We start from the raw sequence: 18298 nt of genomic DNA, 5'->3' as shown, positions 1-18298 counted from the left end.
CTGGATTTAGGGAATAGAACCGAAGTATTCTACTTCTCTTTCTAAAATCACGCCTGTTTCTTTCTCTACTTTTTCTTGGACGAGAGAGACTAATTGATTCACTTCGGAAGCTTTTGCGCCTCCGGTATTTACGATAAAATTGCAATGTTCCGGAGAGATCTGGGCTCCTCCGATTTTAGTCCCTCTCAGGCCGACTCGATCTATAAACTGCCAAGCCTTGATTTCTTTTCCGGTCTCGTCAAAAATCTTCGGGTTCTTGAACATGGAGCCGGCGCTCTTTTTGTTCTCCGGCTGAGAAGAATTCCTCTTATCCCTTTTTTCTTTGAGAGAAGCTTCGATTTCCTCTAGATTCCCTTCTTTCAGTCGGATCCGAATGGAAAGAATGATAGAGTCCTTCTTCTTTAAGAATTCAGTAGAACGATAGCCATGTTCTACTTCGGAAGGCTTGCGTTTTAGGATCTCTCCGTTTCTTAGAAACTCTACTTCTTCGATCAGATCGAAGAGCTCTCCTCCGTAGCAGCCTGCATTTTGGATCACTGCTCCTCCGGTCCAACCAGGGATAGTGCTCAAAAACTCGGCTCCGGTATAACCCTTCTGAGAGATCTGTCGAAAGACAGGGGTCGTATTGGTAGCTGCTCCTACTTCAAAGAGGCCCCCTCCGATGTCTTTGTATTCCTTAAAACCGCCGGAAAGTTTGAGGATCACGAAATCGTTCGGATGATCCGAGATGAGAAGATTGGTTCCTCCGCCTAAGATCTTCCAAGGCAGCTCTAATTTTCGAAAAATGGAAAGTGTTTCTAGGATCTGTTCGCGGGTTTCCGGCTCTGCGATGAAAGGGGAGATACCGCCGATCTTAAAGGAACAATGCACGCTTAGATCCGAATTTTCACGAAAGGTAATGCCGGCATTCGCGACCAAATTCTTTAGTTCTCGGATCTGTATTTCGGAGAGAGGAGCCACTTTATTCAGGTTTCCGCGCTTGGATCTATCGGCAAGAAAAAAGTCTAGGTTGGAAAAAACGCTTATGAGAGATCCGGATAGGTCCGAACATTCTTTTATAGGGGACGGAAGAAATGTTTTATCTGCTATTACAATCCGTTTATCAAGACTATATCAGCGGAAGATCGGATCGCGAAACTTACGTAAACTCTGTGATCCGTTTGGCTCTCGACCAGGAGAAATTAGCGGGTCTGGTTTAAGATCCGCGTCTCTCAAACCATCAAACGTACGTTTTTTCGGTTTCCTCTTTCCACTCTTCGTTCTCTTCTTCCAATAATCTAGATTCCAAAAGTTTGGCTTCCGCTTGGGCGTAGATCCTTTCTTCTATCCTGTCCAAGAGGGTTTGTAACCCGAATCCTTCGATCGCAGAGACATAGATCGTATCCGCGTCCGCTTCTCTGAGTAACTCGTTACGAGCCTCTTCCGGAAGCCCGTCAATCTTATTGTATACAAGGATCCTAGGTATATCGGATAGATTCAGATCTTCTAATATAGTTTCCACGGCTTCCATTTGCTGCCTGAAATCCGGATTGGAAATATCCACTACATGGACGAGAAGATCCGAATCTCCCAATTCTTCGAGAGTCGCTTTGAATGCGTTGGATAGTTCTGGAGGAAGATCGTGTATGAATCCTACAGTATCTGAGATAATGATCTCTCTTTCTTCCGGGAAGCGTATCCTTCTGGAAGTAGGATCCAAGGTCGCGAATAATTTGTTTTCGGATAACACAGTCGAATTCGTCATCGCATTCAAGAGAGTGGATTTTCCTGCGTTGGTATAACCCACGATCCCGCAGACCGGGATCTCGTTTTTCTTACGTCTTCTTCTTGCGATCTCTCTTCGTTTTTTCAGGGATTTTAATTCCTGTTCGAGTCGGGAAATCCTTTCTTCTACTCTACGTTTTCCGATCTCGAGTTTTGTTTCCCCGGGACCTCTTCCTCCGATCCCACCGGTGAGCCTGGACATATTATCGTCCAATTCGGAAAGTCTTCCTTTCAGATACTTCAACTGTGCGAGTTCTACTTGGAGCTTACCGTCCCTGCTCGTAGCATTCCTTGCGAAGATGTCTAGGATCAATTGGGTTCGGTCCAATACTTTCAGGTCCGCATAGTCCGAGATCTTCTTTGCTTGCGAAGGGGTCAGCTCCAGGTCGAATACTAAAAGTTCTACCTGCTTCTGGATCGCTTTCAGGACGATTTCCTCTAGTTTACCTTTTCCTAATACTGTAGAAGGATCCAAACGATTCTTTCTTTGGATAAACGAATCTACAACATGGACTCCTGCGGTCCTGCAGAGTTCCTTTAATTCTTCGATGGATTGGCTAGGGGGACGAACGCGATTGTGCTCCGGATAGACTCCGACCAAGAAGGCACGGTTTTCTTTTTGAGCGCCTTTTAGATTGCGGCGGTATCTCGCCATTCTGCTCTCAAGATCCAGGATCTCTTCTAAGATACCTTCTTCGAGTTGTCCCGGGTTCTTTTTGGGAAGGACTGTCCAAGGTTCTCCTTCCTCATCCTCCGGATTTACATGAGCTGAATAATAGGAGCGGGGAAGACCCTTGTCGTCTATCGTAATCGCAGTTATATAATCTAAACGTAATAAGGCTAAGTCGGTCAAATCCTCTTGGTTTAAGCTCTCTTCCTTTAGATGGCTATGGACCAGGCGAAGACCACGTAAACGGGCTTCGGATGTACGGATCCGATCCAGCCAAGGGATATCGATGGAACTGTCCGAGCCTACTATAACATGGGTAACATAGCCGTTCCTATCTATGAGAACGCCTACTTGTCTACTGATTTCGAATGAGATTTCTGTGAGAGTTCGAGAAACTTCGGGAGTGATGATCACATTTTCCCGGATCCTTCGTTCGGAGAGCTTTTTGAGTCTTTGGATCTGGTTGGACTTTAATCCGGATAGGTTGCCACTGAGCTTACTAATAAGATTGTTCTCCCTTCTATGAGTAAGACGGTACCACCTAGAAGAAAGAGCGTCAAGCAGTTCCGGGAAAAAGGATTTTTCGAAGAAATGAATTTTGTTAGTTTGGAAGGCCTATTTTTGTAACTTTTCTATCAATATCTTGCTCTTGCATAAAAAAAGGTAATTGGCCGATAACGAGCGGTCGAAAAAAAGAATAGAGGCTGGAGCAGGAAAATGTTTCCTGGACCAAAGCTTGCTTTTCGATCCATTAGAATGCATTCTCGAATTACTTCTCGCTTATTATCGACAGCTCTTCTCTTAGCCTTTTCTGTCGGGCCTTATCTTTCGCCTCTATTTGCTCAGGCGGATGCGCAGCCTTCTTCCGAGCAAGCTCCTGCGGATCCCCAAGCCGATCCTTCTAATGAGAATGCACCTGCAGATCCACAACCTTCTCCGGAAAAACCCAAAAAGCAGGTAGTCGATAAGGAAACCAAGAAGTATAACGAGCAATTCAAGCGTGGATTGCTTAAGGTTTTCGAGGCGGAAGCCAATCATAGATACTCTGTTTTGGAGAAATACGGTCTAACTCATCCGATCCCTAGAGTGCGCGCTGCTGCTGCACTCGCCTTAGGTCGTTTGGGAAATAAGATCGGTGCCAAGACGATCCATAAGATGATCGATCGGGACGGCGAATATGTGCGTCAGGCGGCTTACAAGGGTTTGGCGGATATAGGATCTCGCTCTTCCCTGGAATATTTTTATGCGGGAGCCAAGTCTTCCGATCGGGATATTCGAGTGTATTCTTTCCGAGGAATGGGAAAGACCATGGACCCGGGCGCAAGAGAGGTTCTCCTGAAGAAGGGACTGACCTCCGATGATAAGGAAATTGTTAAGGCATCCATTCTCGGGCTCGGCTATTACCAAGTTCCAGAAGACATTCGTATTTTTATAGATTATCTGAATTCAAACGACGAAGAATTGCAAAAAGCCGCCGTTGAGGCTTTAGGAAGGCATAAGACCAGGACCTCTATGAAGATCTTGGAGGATTCCTTCGCTTCAAAACCGAATTTAAGAGCTCAGATCCTGGATACTCTTACGGAACAAAAGAATTCATTCGCCATATTTGCTTTATTAAGGATCCTTGATGCGAATTCAAATTCGGAATCGATCACAAAAGAGATCAGCATCCGCCTCTTTCGATTGAAGGCCTTTGGCAAGTACATGACCGTTATTTCCGACAAGACCCCGTTGATGAGAGAGCCTTATGTCGGAGCGCAAAAGATCCGCGATCTGGAGATCGGAGAAGTGGGGAAGGTGCTGGGCAAGAGTTCTGCTGCTTATATCATTCCCATAGATGGAAAACGGATCGAGGACTTTTACTTTAAGGTTTTAGTAAATACCAAGTACAAAGACGCCTTTACGGAAACCGTACAAGGTTGGGTGTTCGGAAAGTATCTGCAGATCAGAACGATTTCTGCCCCTGCTTCCGAAAAGAAAAAACCCAAGTTTAAAAGGCCATCCATCCTGGACGATGTGGAGCCTAGTAATCCTCAGGCGACTTCCTCTTCCGATTCCGATGCGAATCCTTCTACTCAAGAAGATCCGAATAGTCCTTAATTTCCCTGCAAGTGGTCCTGCGTTCCGATATTTTGGATGTATTCCGGTTTGCTTCCAAGCAGGCCGGTTCGGAAATATTAAAATTATTTAATGGATCTTCCGAATACGATCTAAAGGATCCCATGCAGGTCCTGACCGAGGCGGATCTAAGATCTCATCAGATCTTAGAAGAGATATTGAACAAGGAATTTCCGGGCCTTTCTTTCGTGATGGAAGAACAGGAGAATCCGGAACCTCTTCCTAAGACTTGCGTTGTCTGCGACGAGTTGGACGGGACCGCTCTCTTCTCCCGAGGAATGAAAGAATTCAGTGTGATCCTGAGCTTTCTGCAGGACGGATCTCCGTATGCAGGCTGTATTTATTATCCTTGTTCGGATCAGTTCCTTCTCTCTGAAAAAGGAAAAGGAACATTTATAGGAGAAGATCGGATCCGACTTTCCCGAGGTGGGAACTTGGATCGATGCATTCTTTCTTTAGAGATCAATAATACATTCCAAGACTCGGACTATCAATGGATCTCTGCAGTGAGTAAGAGGGCCTTGGCAACCCGGGCTTTGGCGGCGACAGGCGCTGGCTTTTTGGAATTGCTGGAAGGAAAGACGGATCTGTTCATGAATCTAAGCGGAGCCAAGGTTTGGGATTTTGCCGCAGGAGTTCTTGCTCTGGAAGAAGCAGGCGGCTCCGCCTTGGATAAGAACGGAGAGCCGCTGGCTTGGGATAAGGTACGAATGTCCGCTATTCTAGGAAGAGACGCAAATCTAGTAAAAGAAGTTTATCGTTATAAACCTTAAACTTTCGAATTTTTGCAAAGGTCAGAATATTCGCTTTTCATTCGATCCGGATCGTATCAAAATTGTAACGGATCTATTTTCCTTTCTTTTAAAATAGATCTCTAAAAGAAGAATGTCTTTCCCCGAGATCCTAACCCAAATCCAGAATATCTTAAACTCCAAGACCATAGACTCTATTTCCGTGGTCTTGCGTATCTCTATCATCATCCTGTTTGCAGGGGCAATCGGTTGGAACAGAGAAGGGAAGAATCACGGAGCCGGGTTTAGGACCCATATCCTGATCGGACTGGCTTCTACTGTGCTCATGCTTCTCTCCATTTATATTCCGGATTATTATTCGGTAACGGGAGGAGATCCAAGCAGGATTGCGGCTCAGGTAGTTTCCGGAGTAGGGTTCCTATGTGCGGGTGCCATCATGAAATTCGGTCTTACCGTAAAGGGACTGAATACCGCCGCTTCTATTTGGATGGTGTCGGCTATCGGATTGCTGGTCGGAGCAGGGCTATACTTTGCTTCCGGGCTGACTACCTTGGCAACTTTGGTCATTCTGATCGTATTTGATTCTATCGAAGAAAAGTATTTTGGTAAGTACGAATACAAGGTATTGATCTTGGATCTAAAACAGAAGAAATTCCATCGGAAAGGATTCAGGGAACTTCTATTGCGGAACAGACTTCGTTTGGTATCGGAGTCCTTTATGCAAGATTATCAAACGAAAAGCATTCAGATCAAACTTACTATCTCTGTTCCGAGAGAATTCGATGTTTTAAAGATCGTAGATGAGATCAGAGACTTAGCGGACGTTACAAAGATTAGTATAGAATCGAACTGATCCCTTGGTGAATGTGTTATATCTAAATTGGGATATTTTACCCTTGTAAATTGGGCCAAAAGATTGTCGAAATTTCGTCTATCGATCTCTACAGAGAGCCAAGGCGAAATACTTTGATCTTCAACAAAAACGCTTTAAAATTCCTTTTTGTCGAGTATACTCTGGCCCGATACTTTTCGGCCGAGACTCCTTCTCATGAACCTGCAAAACCCTTCGGATGTAATGAATCATCCAGATTTACTGCGTAAGATCGGAGATTTTGTTCCTTGTCCCTTCGTTTTTTCCTCCGGAGAGGCAGGCAGCGAAGAACTGCTATATTTGAACCGTGCCTTTTTAGACCAGATTGGATACGATTACGAGGATCTATCTAACGTACAAGATTGGTTCCTTCTCGCGTATCCGGATCCTGAATATCGGGAGAGCAAGAGGACTGATTGGTACTCCATGATAAAGGAAGCGAAGGAAGGTGGAAAGGACACCGTTTTCGTGACCACTCAGATCCGCCTAAAGAGCGGAGAAGATAAATGGTACGAGATAAAATGCTCCATGTGGGAAAACTATTTCGTAGTCGCTTTTATCGACATAGACGAAGTGTATCGACAAAGAGAAGAGCTACAAAGAAGGAACGATTTCAAGGACAGGGTGCTTTCGGTCCTTACTCACGATCTAAGAGGACCTTTAACTCAGGTCGGTTCTCTTGCAGAGCTTATGTTGATCACGGACATCGCTCCGGAAGACAAGGAATTATTCTCCAAGAAGATCATTAACGAACTCAAATCGGTTACGGACTTTATTAATAACACCGCTCACTGGGCTTCCGCTAATTTTGGATATTTGAATATTAAAAAAGAATTATTTAATGCGGAAGAACTATTTTCGGAGCTTGTTTCTTTTTATGGCGCAATCGCTCAGATGAAAAAGGTAGGACTTTCCTTGCAGGTAAAGCCTCCTTCCTTGATCAGTACGGACAAGGAAATTGTGAAGATCATACTGCGGAACCTGATCTCGAACGCGCTCAAGTTCACTCCTCCTGGAAAGAACGTGATAATTACAGCCGGATTACAAGATGAGAAGTTCAAATTCCAGGTAGAAGACGAGGGGATGGGAATCGATCCGGAACATTTGAAGGATTTGAGAGAGGGGCGTCTGAGTTCCCGTCTGGGCACCATCCGAGAAAGAGGTCTGGGCATAGGACTCTCCATTTGTTTCGATATGGCCAAGAGACTGGATGCGTTTTTGGATTTCGAGAGCGAGCCTTCTAAAGGCACCAGAGCTATTTTACTAGTTTAAAATTTACTGATACTAAACTCTTTTCTTTCATTTTTACGAGATGCCTTACGGGATCTTATGTCCGATTTCCGGATTTCGACCGGAGTTCCTTCTTCGGAATTTGCTATGCTTTTTGATAGGATAATAAAACATTCTGCTCTGGATCTACCTGGAATTTTCGCCTAACATATTGTTTCAAAACGGCGAAAAACCCAGTCAAATGGGTTCTAAAGATCCTTTTATCAATGGCCGAAAAAAGAACTTCAATACCTCAGGATCTCGCACAGGAATTCGTTAAAACCATTCGCCTTCTTGCTATGTCGGGCAAAAAGAATTTTAGAAAGTATCTCTATGATCCTTTCATTTACGCGGGTTGGGAAAAGGAAAAGTCGCATTCCGCTCTTGCTGCGAGTAAGATGATCGATAAGATCCAGGAAGATTCCAGGAATCCTTCCTATTTGCATACCATTCCACATCATTGTAAACGACTCGTCTCTCAAGCGATACAAGAGAGCCTCTCGGCTTTGGGGGACTCATGTATCTTCTTCTTGGAAAAGATCCAAGAAGTCCAGAGTGTCGCTTTTTCCCCAGAGGCGTTGGAATTCGTAGCTGTTTTAGAAAAATCTTTAAAAGAATTCGCTAAACTAACCAGCAGCAATAACGAGAAATTATTCGAGGACTCGATCAAGAACTTCTCCAAAGAAGAATTGAAATCGGCTTTCGAACCGGTTAAATTGGATGGTACTCGACAAAAGGTCTATTTGGACTCCGAAGTCCATAATCTTTACCAGCAGATCCTTTCCGCTGCAAAAGTAAACAACCTGGTCCGGTGCAAAAAATTACTTTCTCGTTATATTGTTAACTATAGCGATTCGGAAACGTACAGCGAACAAGAGGTGGACAATCTTTTGGACGCGTTGAGCAAGAGGGAACACGGCTTTAAGGAAACTCTCAGAGATTCGTTGGCGATCGAACTATATTATACGATCACGAAAGGGATCCTGGAAGGGAATGCCAAAAAAGCTATCCAAGGCATACGCAAATATGCTCACATTTTTGAAGGAGATCCTAACGTGAAATACTATTACGAAATAGATTCTCTAGAAAGAAAACTTTACGGAATTATCCAAGCGAAAGATTTAATGAAGGAATTAAGGAAGGGTGTGTAATGGCAAATCTTACATTCAATGAAAAAGTAGAAGGCAGCAAATTAATCCTTAAGGTCGCGGGCGAGCTGGATGCGAAGACCGCGCCGGATCTGAAGATCAAATTGGAAGCTGCCGTAGGGAACGGGATCAAGACGATCATCTGCGATTGTGCGGCTCTGACGTATATTGCTTCCGCAGGGATCGGAGTGCTGAACTCTATCCAAAAGTTCTTAAAGGAGAAATCCGGTGAGATCGTATTCTGTAGTTTGAAGAAAGAAGTCAAGGATACGATGGAACTCATGTACTTCACCAAGAAAGTCAGGATATTCCCTACTTTAGACGACGCTATCGGCGGAGTATAAGATCCTTCTAATGGATCCCTTTTTGGAAAAGGTACTACTGTACTCCGTCGATCTGGACGAGTTATCCAAAATTCGCAGCGAGGTTCGCGAATTTTTGGGAGAGGAATGTGCCGATATCGTCAAAGGCAGGATCGTCTTTTGCTTAGATGAAGCAATGACGAACGTGATCGAGCACGGTTTTTCCGAGCCGAACCAGTCTAAGATAGAACTTAGAATGAAGAAGAATAAACGAAGTTGGAAATTCTCCATTCTCGATGAGGGAATTCCCTTCGATCCCACCAAAGAAAAAAGCGAAACCTGGAAGGAATTATATGAAAGCGGGGCCGACGGAGGTTTCGGCTTACGTTCCATCAAGAAGATAATGGTAGTCCGTTACCAACGTCTAAAAAATCCTCCGCGCAATAAACTTACTCTGATCCATACGAGAGAATAAGATGATCAAAAACAAATTTCTCAGGGCTGTCTTACCCGGAATCCGGGCTAAGCTCTCCTTTTTTACTGCGGCTCTAGTTATCGCGATCCTAGGTTTCACTTCCGCAATCCATTATTCTCAGCAGACCAAAGCTCTGGAAGAAAAGCTGGAATCTGAGCTGAAACCTCCTTTGGAATATGTGAACTCTGTCGTTCTGGACCTGGAGAATCTTAGCCGAAGCATGATCCTCGTAGAAGAGTTTAAGATCCGTGTGAAGGAAAAGAAGAAACAGTTAAGTAAGTTTAGGAGAACCGTGGTCCAGAAAGAAGGAGGATTGTTCGGAGCATTGAAAGCCTTCGGTCAATCCATCGGTCTGAATGTAAAACGCGGGAATGTCTATAAATCTGTAGATACTTACTTCACACGTTATCTTTCCGAGAAAGAGATCAGCGAATTCGAATCCAAGGTTCGCAATGAGTTACGAAAAGAAAACGGGTCTCCCATAGACGGTCCTGTTTACGATAAGATCAGAGCCATTGCGGAACGGACCGCGTCTGCAAGGATCAGTGCGGAAAGTGCTAAGACGAGGATCGAAGAGATCGATGAAGAAGTGAAGTTCTTGGAAGCTGAGATCGCCAAGGCGGATCTGGATCCTAAGAAAAAGAAAACATACCAAATCGATAGGGAGAAGCTGGATAAGGAAAGAAAAGCTTCTGAAAAGGCAATCCCGGACGGAGAAAAGAAGGCAGCATTAGGAGAGACTGCCCTTACAAAAGCGCTTCAAAATTTCTTTAGAGGTTCCTTCAAGGATCGGATCTCTTCTCTTGGCCTTCTGCCGGATAAAATTAGAATTTTAGCATATGACAGAATGGGGAAAGAGACTTTGGATACAGGTCTTCTATTCTCCCAAAGTTCCGAGACCGGCAAGAAGCTGTTTAGTCAAGCGGACTATGTGGAAAGTCGCAAAAGCCTCTTCGGTGACACCGATGTATTGGAAGTCATTCAAAACAAATCGGAGCCGGAAAGCTATGAGGTGGGTGGTCGCCAATACGAAGTAGTCTATCGTCCAGTATTTCGGAATCCAAGCACAGCGGAAAGATCTAGAGCTCTGGCAGAAGAGATTGCATCTAACGCAGGCGATTGGAAGAAATATATCGAAGAAGATCAGAAAGTCTCCGCTGAAATTGGGGAGGTTTCCCAAAAGCTGAAGGCGAGAATGAACGAGCTGCGTAAGGACGGAAAGGCAAAACCTTCTGCCGATAAAGACTTCCGAAATCTTGCCTCTGCATATCGCCAAATGCTAAAGAAGAGGGAAACTAAGCTGGAACAACTTCAGCCGTATGCCTCTGCTTTCGTAAAGGCCGAAAAGAAATGGGACGAAGATCACGATGGCTTAAAGAAGAAGATCACGGATACCGGAAAAGAGATCCTGGAATGGGAGAAGATGCTGAAACTTCCTCCCAAAGAGGGAGAGAACAAGAAATCTCCCGAAGAGATCCAAGAAAAGATCAGAAACCTGGAATCCCTTCTGGAAGAATATAAGGATTCTCTAATACGTATGGATTCTACCAAGGGGGATTGGAGTTTCTTTGCGGATCGTAAGGCGGAGGACGCTTTTTACGGTTTGAGAGAGGCCGCGCTAGAGGACTTTGCATTCATTCCCTTCAAGGCGGGGCCGTCCGGAATTCGTAAATATTATAAGGATGAAAACGAACGTAGGGCAGTTCGAGCTAAGTGGAAATTATTAAGAGAATGGATCCTATCCGGAAATTCGGAAACGGAACTCCCTAAAGCAAAAGGAGTTTCCTGGGATTCCGGTATTTTGGTCCGAAGCAGAAGCGAGGCCGAGGAAGTCATGTGGGCCCTGGATTCCACTCCTTTGGTGGCTCCCGGAGATGAGTCCGGAAAAGGCCTGATCTACGACCTTCTTCGTAAAGACTTATTAGGATATAATATTATTCTAATAGATCGCACGGAAGGTGTCCGCCAAATGAGAGGCAACCGGGAGGAAATGGTCCGATACACGGGGATCATCGGGATCGCCGCTATTCTGTTGGCTTACGGTCTTGCCTGGCTTATGGTCAGAAGGATCCGTGTGATCAGTAGGAACGCGGAGACCATCGGAGAAGGGAATTTAGAGGTAGAATTCCCTCCTGCGGGCTACGATGAGATCGGCGTCTTAAGCGAGTCCTTGAACGACATGGTTCACGGACTGAAGGAAAGAGAGGAAATGAAGGGAGAACTCCTGGCTGCAGAAGAGATCCAGAAAAGACTTCTACCTGAGAAACTTCCTTCGAGTTTGAACGACTTCGTGGAATTTGGCGCCTTCTATAAGGCAATGACCGGAGTGGGCGGGGACTACTACGATTTTATCGAGCTTGGCGGAGGTAAGATCGCAATTTGTATCGGGGACGTCTCTAATCATGGAGTGGGACCTGCAATCGTAATGGCATTATTCCGAGCTCAGATCCGAGCTATCCTTAGAAAAGGAGAAAGGGATTTGAAAAAGATCCTTCTGGAGGCGAACGGTTATCTATACGAGGATACTCCTGACCATATCTTCATTACATTCTTCTTATCTATTTTCGATTCGAATACCTCTAAGCTGGAATATATTTCAGCAGGACACGTTAAGCCTCTCTTCTATGATGCTTCCGATAAGAAGATCAAGGAATTGCCTGCGGGCGGACTGCCGATCGGTATGGACGACAATGACTTCTTCGAAACTACGATAGAAAGAAGAGTGCTTACCTTGGATTCGGGAGATATATTCTTCGAATACACTGACGGTTTGGATGAAGCGAGAAGTCCAAGCTCGGATATGTATACCAGAGAAAGACTGGCGAAGTTATTGCAGGCAAACGGGGAAAAACGTCCCGAAGAATTGATCCAAACCATCGTCACGGATGTGGAGGCTCATACGCAGCAAGGCCTTGGCAAGTCCGGTTTCTCTCAACTCTCTGACGATATCGCAATGATCGCGATCCGAAAAAGATAAAGGAGTTTCGGCTTAAGCCGAACTCCTTTTGAATGCAAGAAGAGAATTATTAGGGAAGGATGAGGTCTCTCCAGTCTTCATCCTTTCCCGAATTATTCCGGTATACTTCCCCTTTAGAGTATTTCTCTTGGGTCTTTTTCCAGGAGTGGATCTTGCGATCTGCTTCTTCCAATCCTTGTCGAATGGTTTCTCTTAGTCCGGAAACGGAAGGAAAGACTCCGTCTAATACTCCGGTATTCTTCGCATCCGCATCCGCTCTGGACTTTTGTACGAACGCTCCGAAAAACTCGGTTTGTATGGTTTCGATCTCCTTATCCTTTCCTTCTTTACGAAGAGAAGAGATCTTTGCTCCTTGGAATAGGTCGAATGCAGAATTAGCTCCCATGACTGCAAGGATCGCATCGGCTAACGAATAGTATGCGATCCCGGGTCTCAAGAATCCGCTGAATGCATGGATCTGTCTTCCTCCGTAGTTCTGTCTTAGGACTATGGAGACGACGGGGATCTTGGACAGTACGTTCCTATCTAAAGATTCTCCGCCTATTTGCTGGATCCTTAATCTTTCCTGTTTGGTTCCTGGCACGAATCCAGGAGCATCGGAAAGCATGAGAAGAGGTAGTTCATGTTTGTTCGCAAACTCGGTAAAGACCCTGAATTTCTCTGTGCCAGGTGCATCGGGAGATCCTCCTCCTTTCGGTTGGTCTGCGATAATCGCAACAGTCTTTCCTTGGATCCTTCCGATCCCTGTGATCAAGCTAGAGCCAGGGTCCCATTCTCCGAATTCTAAGAATGTATCCGGATCGATTATCTTGAGAACGATCTCTTCCTTCATATCGTAAGGGATATTGGTCCCGGAAGGAAGACCGATGTTCGCCTGATTCGGATTAAAATCTCGGATCTCTCTATGAGTCATCAAATGAAAGAATTTTCGAATAATCTGATATGCTTCCGTTTCATTCTTCGCGGTGAATGTCGCCCAACGTCTTTTGTTCGCGAATTCTTTCTGAGCGCTTGTTCCCGTTTTCTCGTTCGGCTCTAAGAGCAAGCAAACTTCCGCAGCGGATGCGAGTTCCGGTATCCTAAGTCCCGAAGGATCCTTTACAAAATGCAAACAAGTTCCTTGGAAATCTTGTAGAGACTTTTGGAAATCCCTTCTTGGTCTTAGGGAATCGTATTCGTCCAAATGAGAACTCCTAAACCATCTGTTTCCATAGATGAGAAGAAGATTCGAATTCGTCTTCTCCGCGATCCGCACGGATTCCTTTGCCTTTATGACGCAAGGTAGGGAATGGAATCCATATATCGTACGAGGTCCCATGGCAAGCACTGGACTTTCTCCCAAACGAATGAGTCCCGAAACAAGGGAGCCCGAGCCGGAATAATTTTCCTTGATCGGCAAGAAGAAACCGTTATCCGAATTATGAAAAAGCTCGTTCTCATCCAGGACGTTGGATTCTTCAGGTGTAGTTCTAGGAACATTTTCCTTTTTAGTAGAATGATCGCCCAATAGAGATTCTTGGATGCGGCGGATGTACCAGATCAATTGGACCTTATCGCTTGCAACAAAGTCCACTGTTCCGGTTGCTTGACCCATGATCCTCGCTCCACCTATCTCGTAGTTGGTAAACTTTTCACCCGTTACGGACTCGATTACGGAAGATCCGGTGAGTACGCGATATGACTCGTCTTCGTTTAACAATAATTGAAGGGATGCTTGGGAAGATCCGTAGACGTCCAATCCAGTGGAAGAACCGATCCCCACTGCTGTTACGAAGCAATGCTTCGGTCTGTCTCCCGAATCGTACTTTCTGAATTCGGATCCGTATTTTTCTTCCATTTGCTGGCAGATATCCCGTAGGATCGGATCCGGATGGGATTCTATTGCCGATCGGAACTCAGAAGCTTCCGTTAAGGAGGTTAATAAGGAATTCATAAAGAATCCTTCGGCGGCCCGATTCAAGGATACCATTCCTTCTTTTATATTCGCTCCCGCTCCATCGTTCCAAACGTACAGAGGAATATCTTTGCGATATGCGTAATAGGCGGCGGCGAGATATTTCCTTCCTTCCAAGTCTCCTGTCGCTCCTCCGGCAACTCTGGAATCTTTAAAAAAACATAATGCAGGTCTGTCTCCGATGCTTCCTTCGAAGATCTTAGCTCCTACTTTCTGTTCTTCTTCCTGTCCTGTTTTCGGGTTTTTCTTAGATAACCCGTCTGCGTTTGGAACGAGGATCTCTTTTGCGGTCTTACGATCGAATGTTTCTTGGACCCAGCATTCCAGTGGCCATTTCCCTTTCTGGAATACAGTTAGATCCTTCGGATCCGTTCCCTGACAATACGGGAACCTGGGATCGTTCGGATGAGCGATATCCATTCTTAGCTTTCCATCCTTAAAGAAGAAGGAAAGCTTCACGGATCTGTCCGAATCCTTGGGAATGAAATCCATCGTAAATTGGCTGTATACTCCGTGAAGGAAGAATCGAACCACCGAATTTGCGGATTCCATTATATTCGTATGGTTTAATATATTTTCTTCCTTAGAGCCTAAGTCGAAAGGAGCTTGTAGGTTTCCTACCAGGACCTCTAGACGGAAGATATCCGACTTTCGGATGGTCTGGGCTCCTTGTAGGATGCATGCCCCGTTCTTAGAGACGATCTCTAGATCGAAACGGTTGATTTCCTTATTCTCTTCGCAAGGAAGAGTCGAAAACAGGATATACTGGGATTCTGTCTCGGATTCCATTAGATAAAGATAATGTCCTTTGGCAGGAGAGAATAATCTTTTCATAGATCCTGTTTTTTGCCAATATTCCACTCGGTTCTCGATGTTCTTGAACAAGTACGGATCCGCATCTTCCGGAAGAAGAGGAAGCGGGTTGGTAAAGGATTTCTTGAACTCTTCTTCCAGTTCTTTGGCGTCTTGGTCCGAAACCAAGGACCAAGGAGATTTTACGAATCGAATATAATCGAAAACATGCTCCCTGGAGATGGTTGCGTCCCCGCCCTTGAACTTCTGGGGTCGATTTCCTCTGGCAGTCAGGATCCTTCGTACTGTTTTTTCGAGAGACGATTCCTTCTCTCTTTCCTCCAGATAAAGGATCCCATTCAGAGCAAGGTCTATAGATGGAGTAGGAGGTGCGTAAGTCGAAATTGCCTCCAAAAGTTTTGCAAAGGTCTCTTTTCCTTCTCTGAGATTTGCATATGCTCTTACTAAGAATAAGAACGCTTCCTTCTGTTCCTTGGTCCTTCTAAGAGGGCTCCAAGGTTTTACTCCGTAGTAATGGAATGTGTTGGAGAGAAGCTTCTTCGTGCTCTTAGGCGGATTATATCCTTCGGTATCCCATTCCGATAGGAGCCTATGGACCTCGCCGTAATGGGAGAATTTCGTTCCGGGATCGGAAGAAAATATCCTTCTGACTAAAACATGGAATTTTAATATATCTATGAAGAAGTTTCCCCAGAGTTTCTTTTCGGATCCGTCTGCTTTCAGAAATTCTAATTGAGAAAGGATGATCTCCAACTTTTCGATCACATCCTGTTCTCTAAAAGTGCCGAATATCCAGGAACGGAATAGAGATCTGAGATCTCCCCCGTTTTGGACTAGATTCGGCATGGTCGCTGCTTTGACGGGAGATTCGGAAGAAAGATAAGGAAGCGCTTCCCAAAGGCTGCCTTCTTGCGCATTATAAATTTCTAAATCTTCTTCTTTTCCCTTTGCTTGTTCCGTTTCGATCTTGGCAAGGATCTCTCCTTCGCTGAAGCCTTTGCCTAAGACCATGCCGGAAGCTGTGACTCCTCGTATGAGTTTGCTTATCTCTCCGTGATCGATCAGATAGGTCAGTTTTCCGGAAGAAGGAGCCGTTAAGATGGTCTCCATCTTCATGGCGGATATGACTAGGATAGGAGTTCCTTCTTCCACCAAGGCTCCTTCTTTCCAGACTTCTTGCGTAGAAGGGTCGTTGCATATCTTTACAAAGGTTCCTTGGAAAGGGGAGCGGAGGATCCTTTCGGAAGATTGATTTGATTTTTTATTTCCGGAATGAACGGAGAATCTTAGATATCTTAATTTTCCTTGTTTATCAGGAAAGCGTACCAAATGAAAAGAAGGTCTGCGATCGATCCTTGTCGGAACGCTTCTGCCTGCATATTCGATCAGGAATTCTTCTCCAGCTTCTCCGCTTAAGGAGAAACTGATCCTACCTTGGTCTTTTCCGTTCAAGAGCACTTGGTATGTCGATATCGAAGTCTTGAACAAACGAACTTTATAGTTCTTGGATTCGGTCTTAAGATCGTATTGATAGCTAGTATATTCCGAATCTTGGGAATGCAATAACTTGGGGAGATCACGATCTCGAAACGATTTCTTGACGTCGTTTTCAGAATTCAGGATGCAATCCGCTAAAGAGCAGAAGATGGCTCCTTCTTCTTCCGATTCATGATCGGGACGAGTGAGTTCCGGATAGTCTATTAGAATTCTGTTATCATAGCCGCCGGACCGGAACAATTCGTTCCGCACGAGTTTCATCAACTGTTCTATATTCGTAGTAATCCCGCGGATGTATAGATCCGCTAGAGCCCTTTCCATTCGGAGAAGTGCTTCTTCTCTCGTGGTTCCGGTGGTGATCAGTTTACCGATCATAGGATCATAATCTCCTAATACTCGGTCTCCTTTTCTGAATCCGAAATCGCATCGAACTCCATTGAATGTAGGAAGTTCTATGTCCTTGATCTTTCCTGGAGAAGGGGAATAGTTTTGGAATGGATCCTCCGCATAGATCCTGCATTGGATGGAATGGTTTCGATCTGCGAATCTTCTTCGGATCACTGAGTCGTATGGGATCTCTTGCTCTCTTCCGTCGAAATGAAGGATCTGCCATTTGGCAAGATCGATCCCAAGAGATTGGTCTGTGACAGGATATTCTACTTGGAGTCTTGTATTCATTTCCAAGAATCCGAAATTTCCAGTCTCATTATCTAGTAAGAACTCGACTGTTCCAGCAGCGCATCCGTCGGAATATCCGGAGATATGTGCGATCTTTTCTGCAGAAGAGAGTAATTGCAATAAGGTACGATCGTCCAAGAAAGTTTCTCCGCTTTCTTCTACGACTTTTTGATTCCTTCTCTGCACGGCGCATTTTCGGATCCCGACTGCAGTGGAATTGAAGATCTGCACTTCGAAGTGAGCAGGACGCTCTACGTATTTCTCGAAGAAGTAGGTTCCGTTTCCGTAAGACTGAACTCCGATACGGACCGCGCTTTCTATGGCAGGCAATAGTTCTTTGGAGCTGCGAACGACGACCATTCCCTTTCCGCCGCCGCCGCTATCTAATTTGATCATGATAGGATAGCCGATCCTCTCCGCCTCTTGGACCGCGATCTCTTCTCCGCCTGTGATCGGTCCGCTCCCTTGGAGAAGAGGAATGCCGTTCTCCAATGCGAGTTTTCTTGCATCCAACTTGTTCCCGACTTTGCGCATTACCGCGGCCTTGGGGCCCATAAATATAATATTTTTATTATATATAGAGGACGCTTCTTCTAATGCTTCTACGAACCTGTAGTCTTCAGAAAGGAATCCATAACCGGGATAGACTGCGTTTGCATCTGAAAGTAGAGTGGCGGCCACGATCGTCTTGGAGGTGGAATATCGATCCGATTCGCCGATGTAAATGATCTCGTCTGCGGATTCGTACCAAGACTGTTCTCTGTCCGGATCGGTGACTACCGCAACGGAACGGATCCCTTCTTCTCTCAATGCTAAGAAGAATCTTTTTGCGATTTCTCCTCTATTGGCGACTAAGACCTTTTTTAGTTTTCCTTTTCTTTCCGGTAATTCTTCTTTGAGACCCACACGGTTCGGATTTAGGGCTTTTAAATCTCGGATTACGGATTCTATTTCAGGAAGACTTAATATTCCTTCTATGATTTCTGGTTTGCTTGCTGGTATCATTCGCT

The 18298-nt window shown here is 45.1% G+C and carries 12 protein-coding genes; 9 read left to right on the top strand and 3 right to left on the bottom strand.

The genetic code is table 11. The annotated features are described in order from the left end of the window. Positions 1 to 6: 6 nt before the first annotated feature. Complete coding sequence (gene murB / locus EHO57_RS05990; RefSeq protein WP_135643790.1) at positions 7 to 960, bottom strand: UDP-N-acetylmuramate dehydrogenase; 954 nt, start codon at positions 958 to 960, stop codon at positions 7 to 9. Positions 961 to 1073: 113 nt separating this feature from the next. Here murB and EHO57_RS19015 point away from each other — a divergent pair, with 113 nt between their 5' ends. Beyond that, positions 1074 to 1199, top strand: a complete 126-nt coding sequence (locus EHO57_RS19015) for a hypothetical protein (RefSeq protein WP_281275678.1) — start codon at positions 1074 to 1076, stop codon at positions 1197 to 1199. A 20-nt stretch (positions 1200 to 1219) separates the two neighbouring features. Here EHO57_RS19015 and hflX read toward each other — a convergent pair whose 3' ends face one another. Further along, positions 1220 to 2998, bottom strand: a complete 1779-nt coding sequence (gene hflX, locus EHO57_RS05985; RefSeq protein WP_246050591.1) for a GTPase HflX — start codon at positions 2996 to 2998, stop codon at positions 1220 to 1222. A gap of 192 nt (positions 2999 to 3190) precedes the next feature. Between hflX and EHO57_RS05980 the strand changes: the two genes are divergently transcribed. From EHO57_RS05980 to EHO57_RS05945, 8 genes are all read left to right on the top strand, one after another. Further along, positions 3191 to 4534 carry a HEAT repeat domain-containing protein gene (locus EHO57_RS05980; protein WP_135643788.1) on the top strand — a complete coding sequence of 448 codons (1344 nt, stop codon included), beginning with the start codon at positions 3191 to 3193 and terminating at the stop codon, positions 4532 to 4534. 11 nt (positions 4535 to 4545) lie between these two features. Beyond that, positions 4546 to 5325, top strand: a complete 780-nt coding sequence (locus EHO57_RS05975; RefSeq protein WP_135643787.1) for an inositol monophosphatase family protein — start codon at positions 4546 to 4548, stop codon at positions 5323 to 5325. 112 nt (positions 5326 to 5437) lie between these two features. After that, positions 5438 to 6157 carry an MgtC/SapB family protein gene (locus tag EHO57_RS05970; protein WP_135643786.1) on the top strand — a complete coding sequence of 240 codons (720 nt, stop codon included), beginning with the start codon at positions 5438 to 5440 and terminating at the stop codon, positions 6155 to 6157. Positions 6158 to 6379: 222 nt separating this feature from the next. Next, positions 6380 to 7447 carry a sensor histidine kinase gene (locus tag EHO57_RS05965; RefSeq protein WP_167882257.1) on the top strand — a complete coding sequence of 356 codons (1068 nt, stop codon included), beginning with the start codon at positions 6380 to 6382 and terminating at the stop codon, positions 7445 to 7447. 224 nt (positions 7448 to 7671) lie between these two features. Further along, positions 7672 to 8595 (top strand): hypothetical protein, encoded by a 924-nt coding sequence (locus EHO57_RS05960; RefSeq protein ID WP_135643783.1) that lies wholly within the window; start codon positions 7672 to 7674, stop codon positions 8593 to 8595. Then, positions 8595 to 8936 carry an STAS domain-containing protein gene (locus EHO57_RS05955; protein ID WP_135584139.1) on the top strand — a complete coding sequence of 114 codons (342 nt, stop codon included), beginning with the start codon at positions 8595 to 8597 and terminating at the stop codon, positions 8934 to 8936. Before EHO57_RS05960 ends, EHO57_RS05955 begins: the two co-directional genes overlap by 1 nt. A 10-nt stretch (positions 8937 to 8946) precedes the next feature. After that, positions 8947 to 9369, top strand: coding sequence for an ATP-binding protein (locus EHO57_RS05950; RefSeq protein ID WP_135643782.1), 423 nt, complete (start codon positions 8947 to 8949; stop codon positions 9367 to 9369). A gap of 1 nt (position 9370) precedes the next feature. Then, positions 9371 to 12346, top strand: coding sequence for a PP2C family protein-serine/threonine phosphatase (locus tag EHO57_RS05945; protein ID WP_135643781.1), 2976 nt, complete (start codon positions 9371 to 9373; stop codon positions 12344 to 12346). 49 nt (positions 12347 to 12395) lie between these two features. On the opposite strand, the gene EHO57_RS05940 is transcribed toward EHO57_RS05945, so the two are convergent. Continuing rightward, on the bottom strand, positions 12396 to 18293 hold the full coding sequence (locus EHO57_RS05940; RefSeq protein ID WP_135643780.1) for a carboxyl transferase domain-containing protein: 5898 nt from the start codon (positions 18291 to 18293) through the stop codon (positions 12396 to 12398). Positions 18294 to 18298: the final 5 nt, after the last annotated feature.

The organism is Leptospira langatensis (assembly GCF_004770615.1).
Taxonomy (GTDB): domain Bacteria; phylum Spirochaetota; class Leptospiria; order Leptospirales; family Leptospiraceae; genus Leptospira_B; species Leptospira_B langatensis.
Note: the sequence above shows the minus strand (reverse complement) of the source record. Positions and strands in the feature narration are given on the sequence as shown.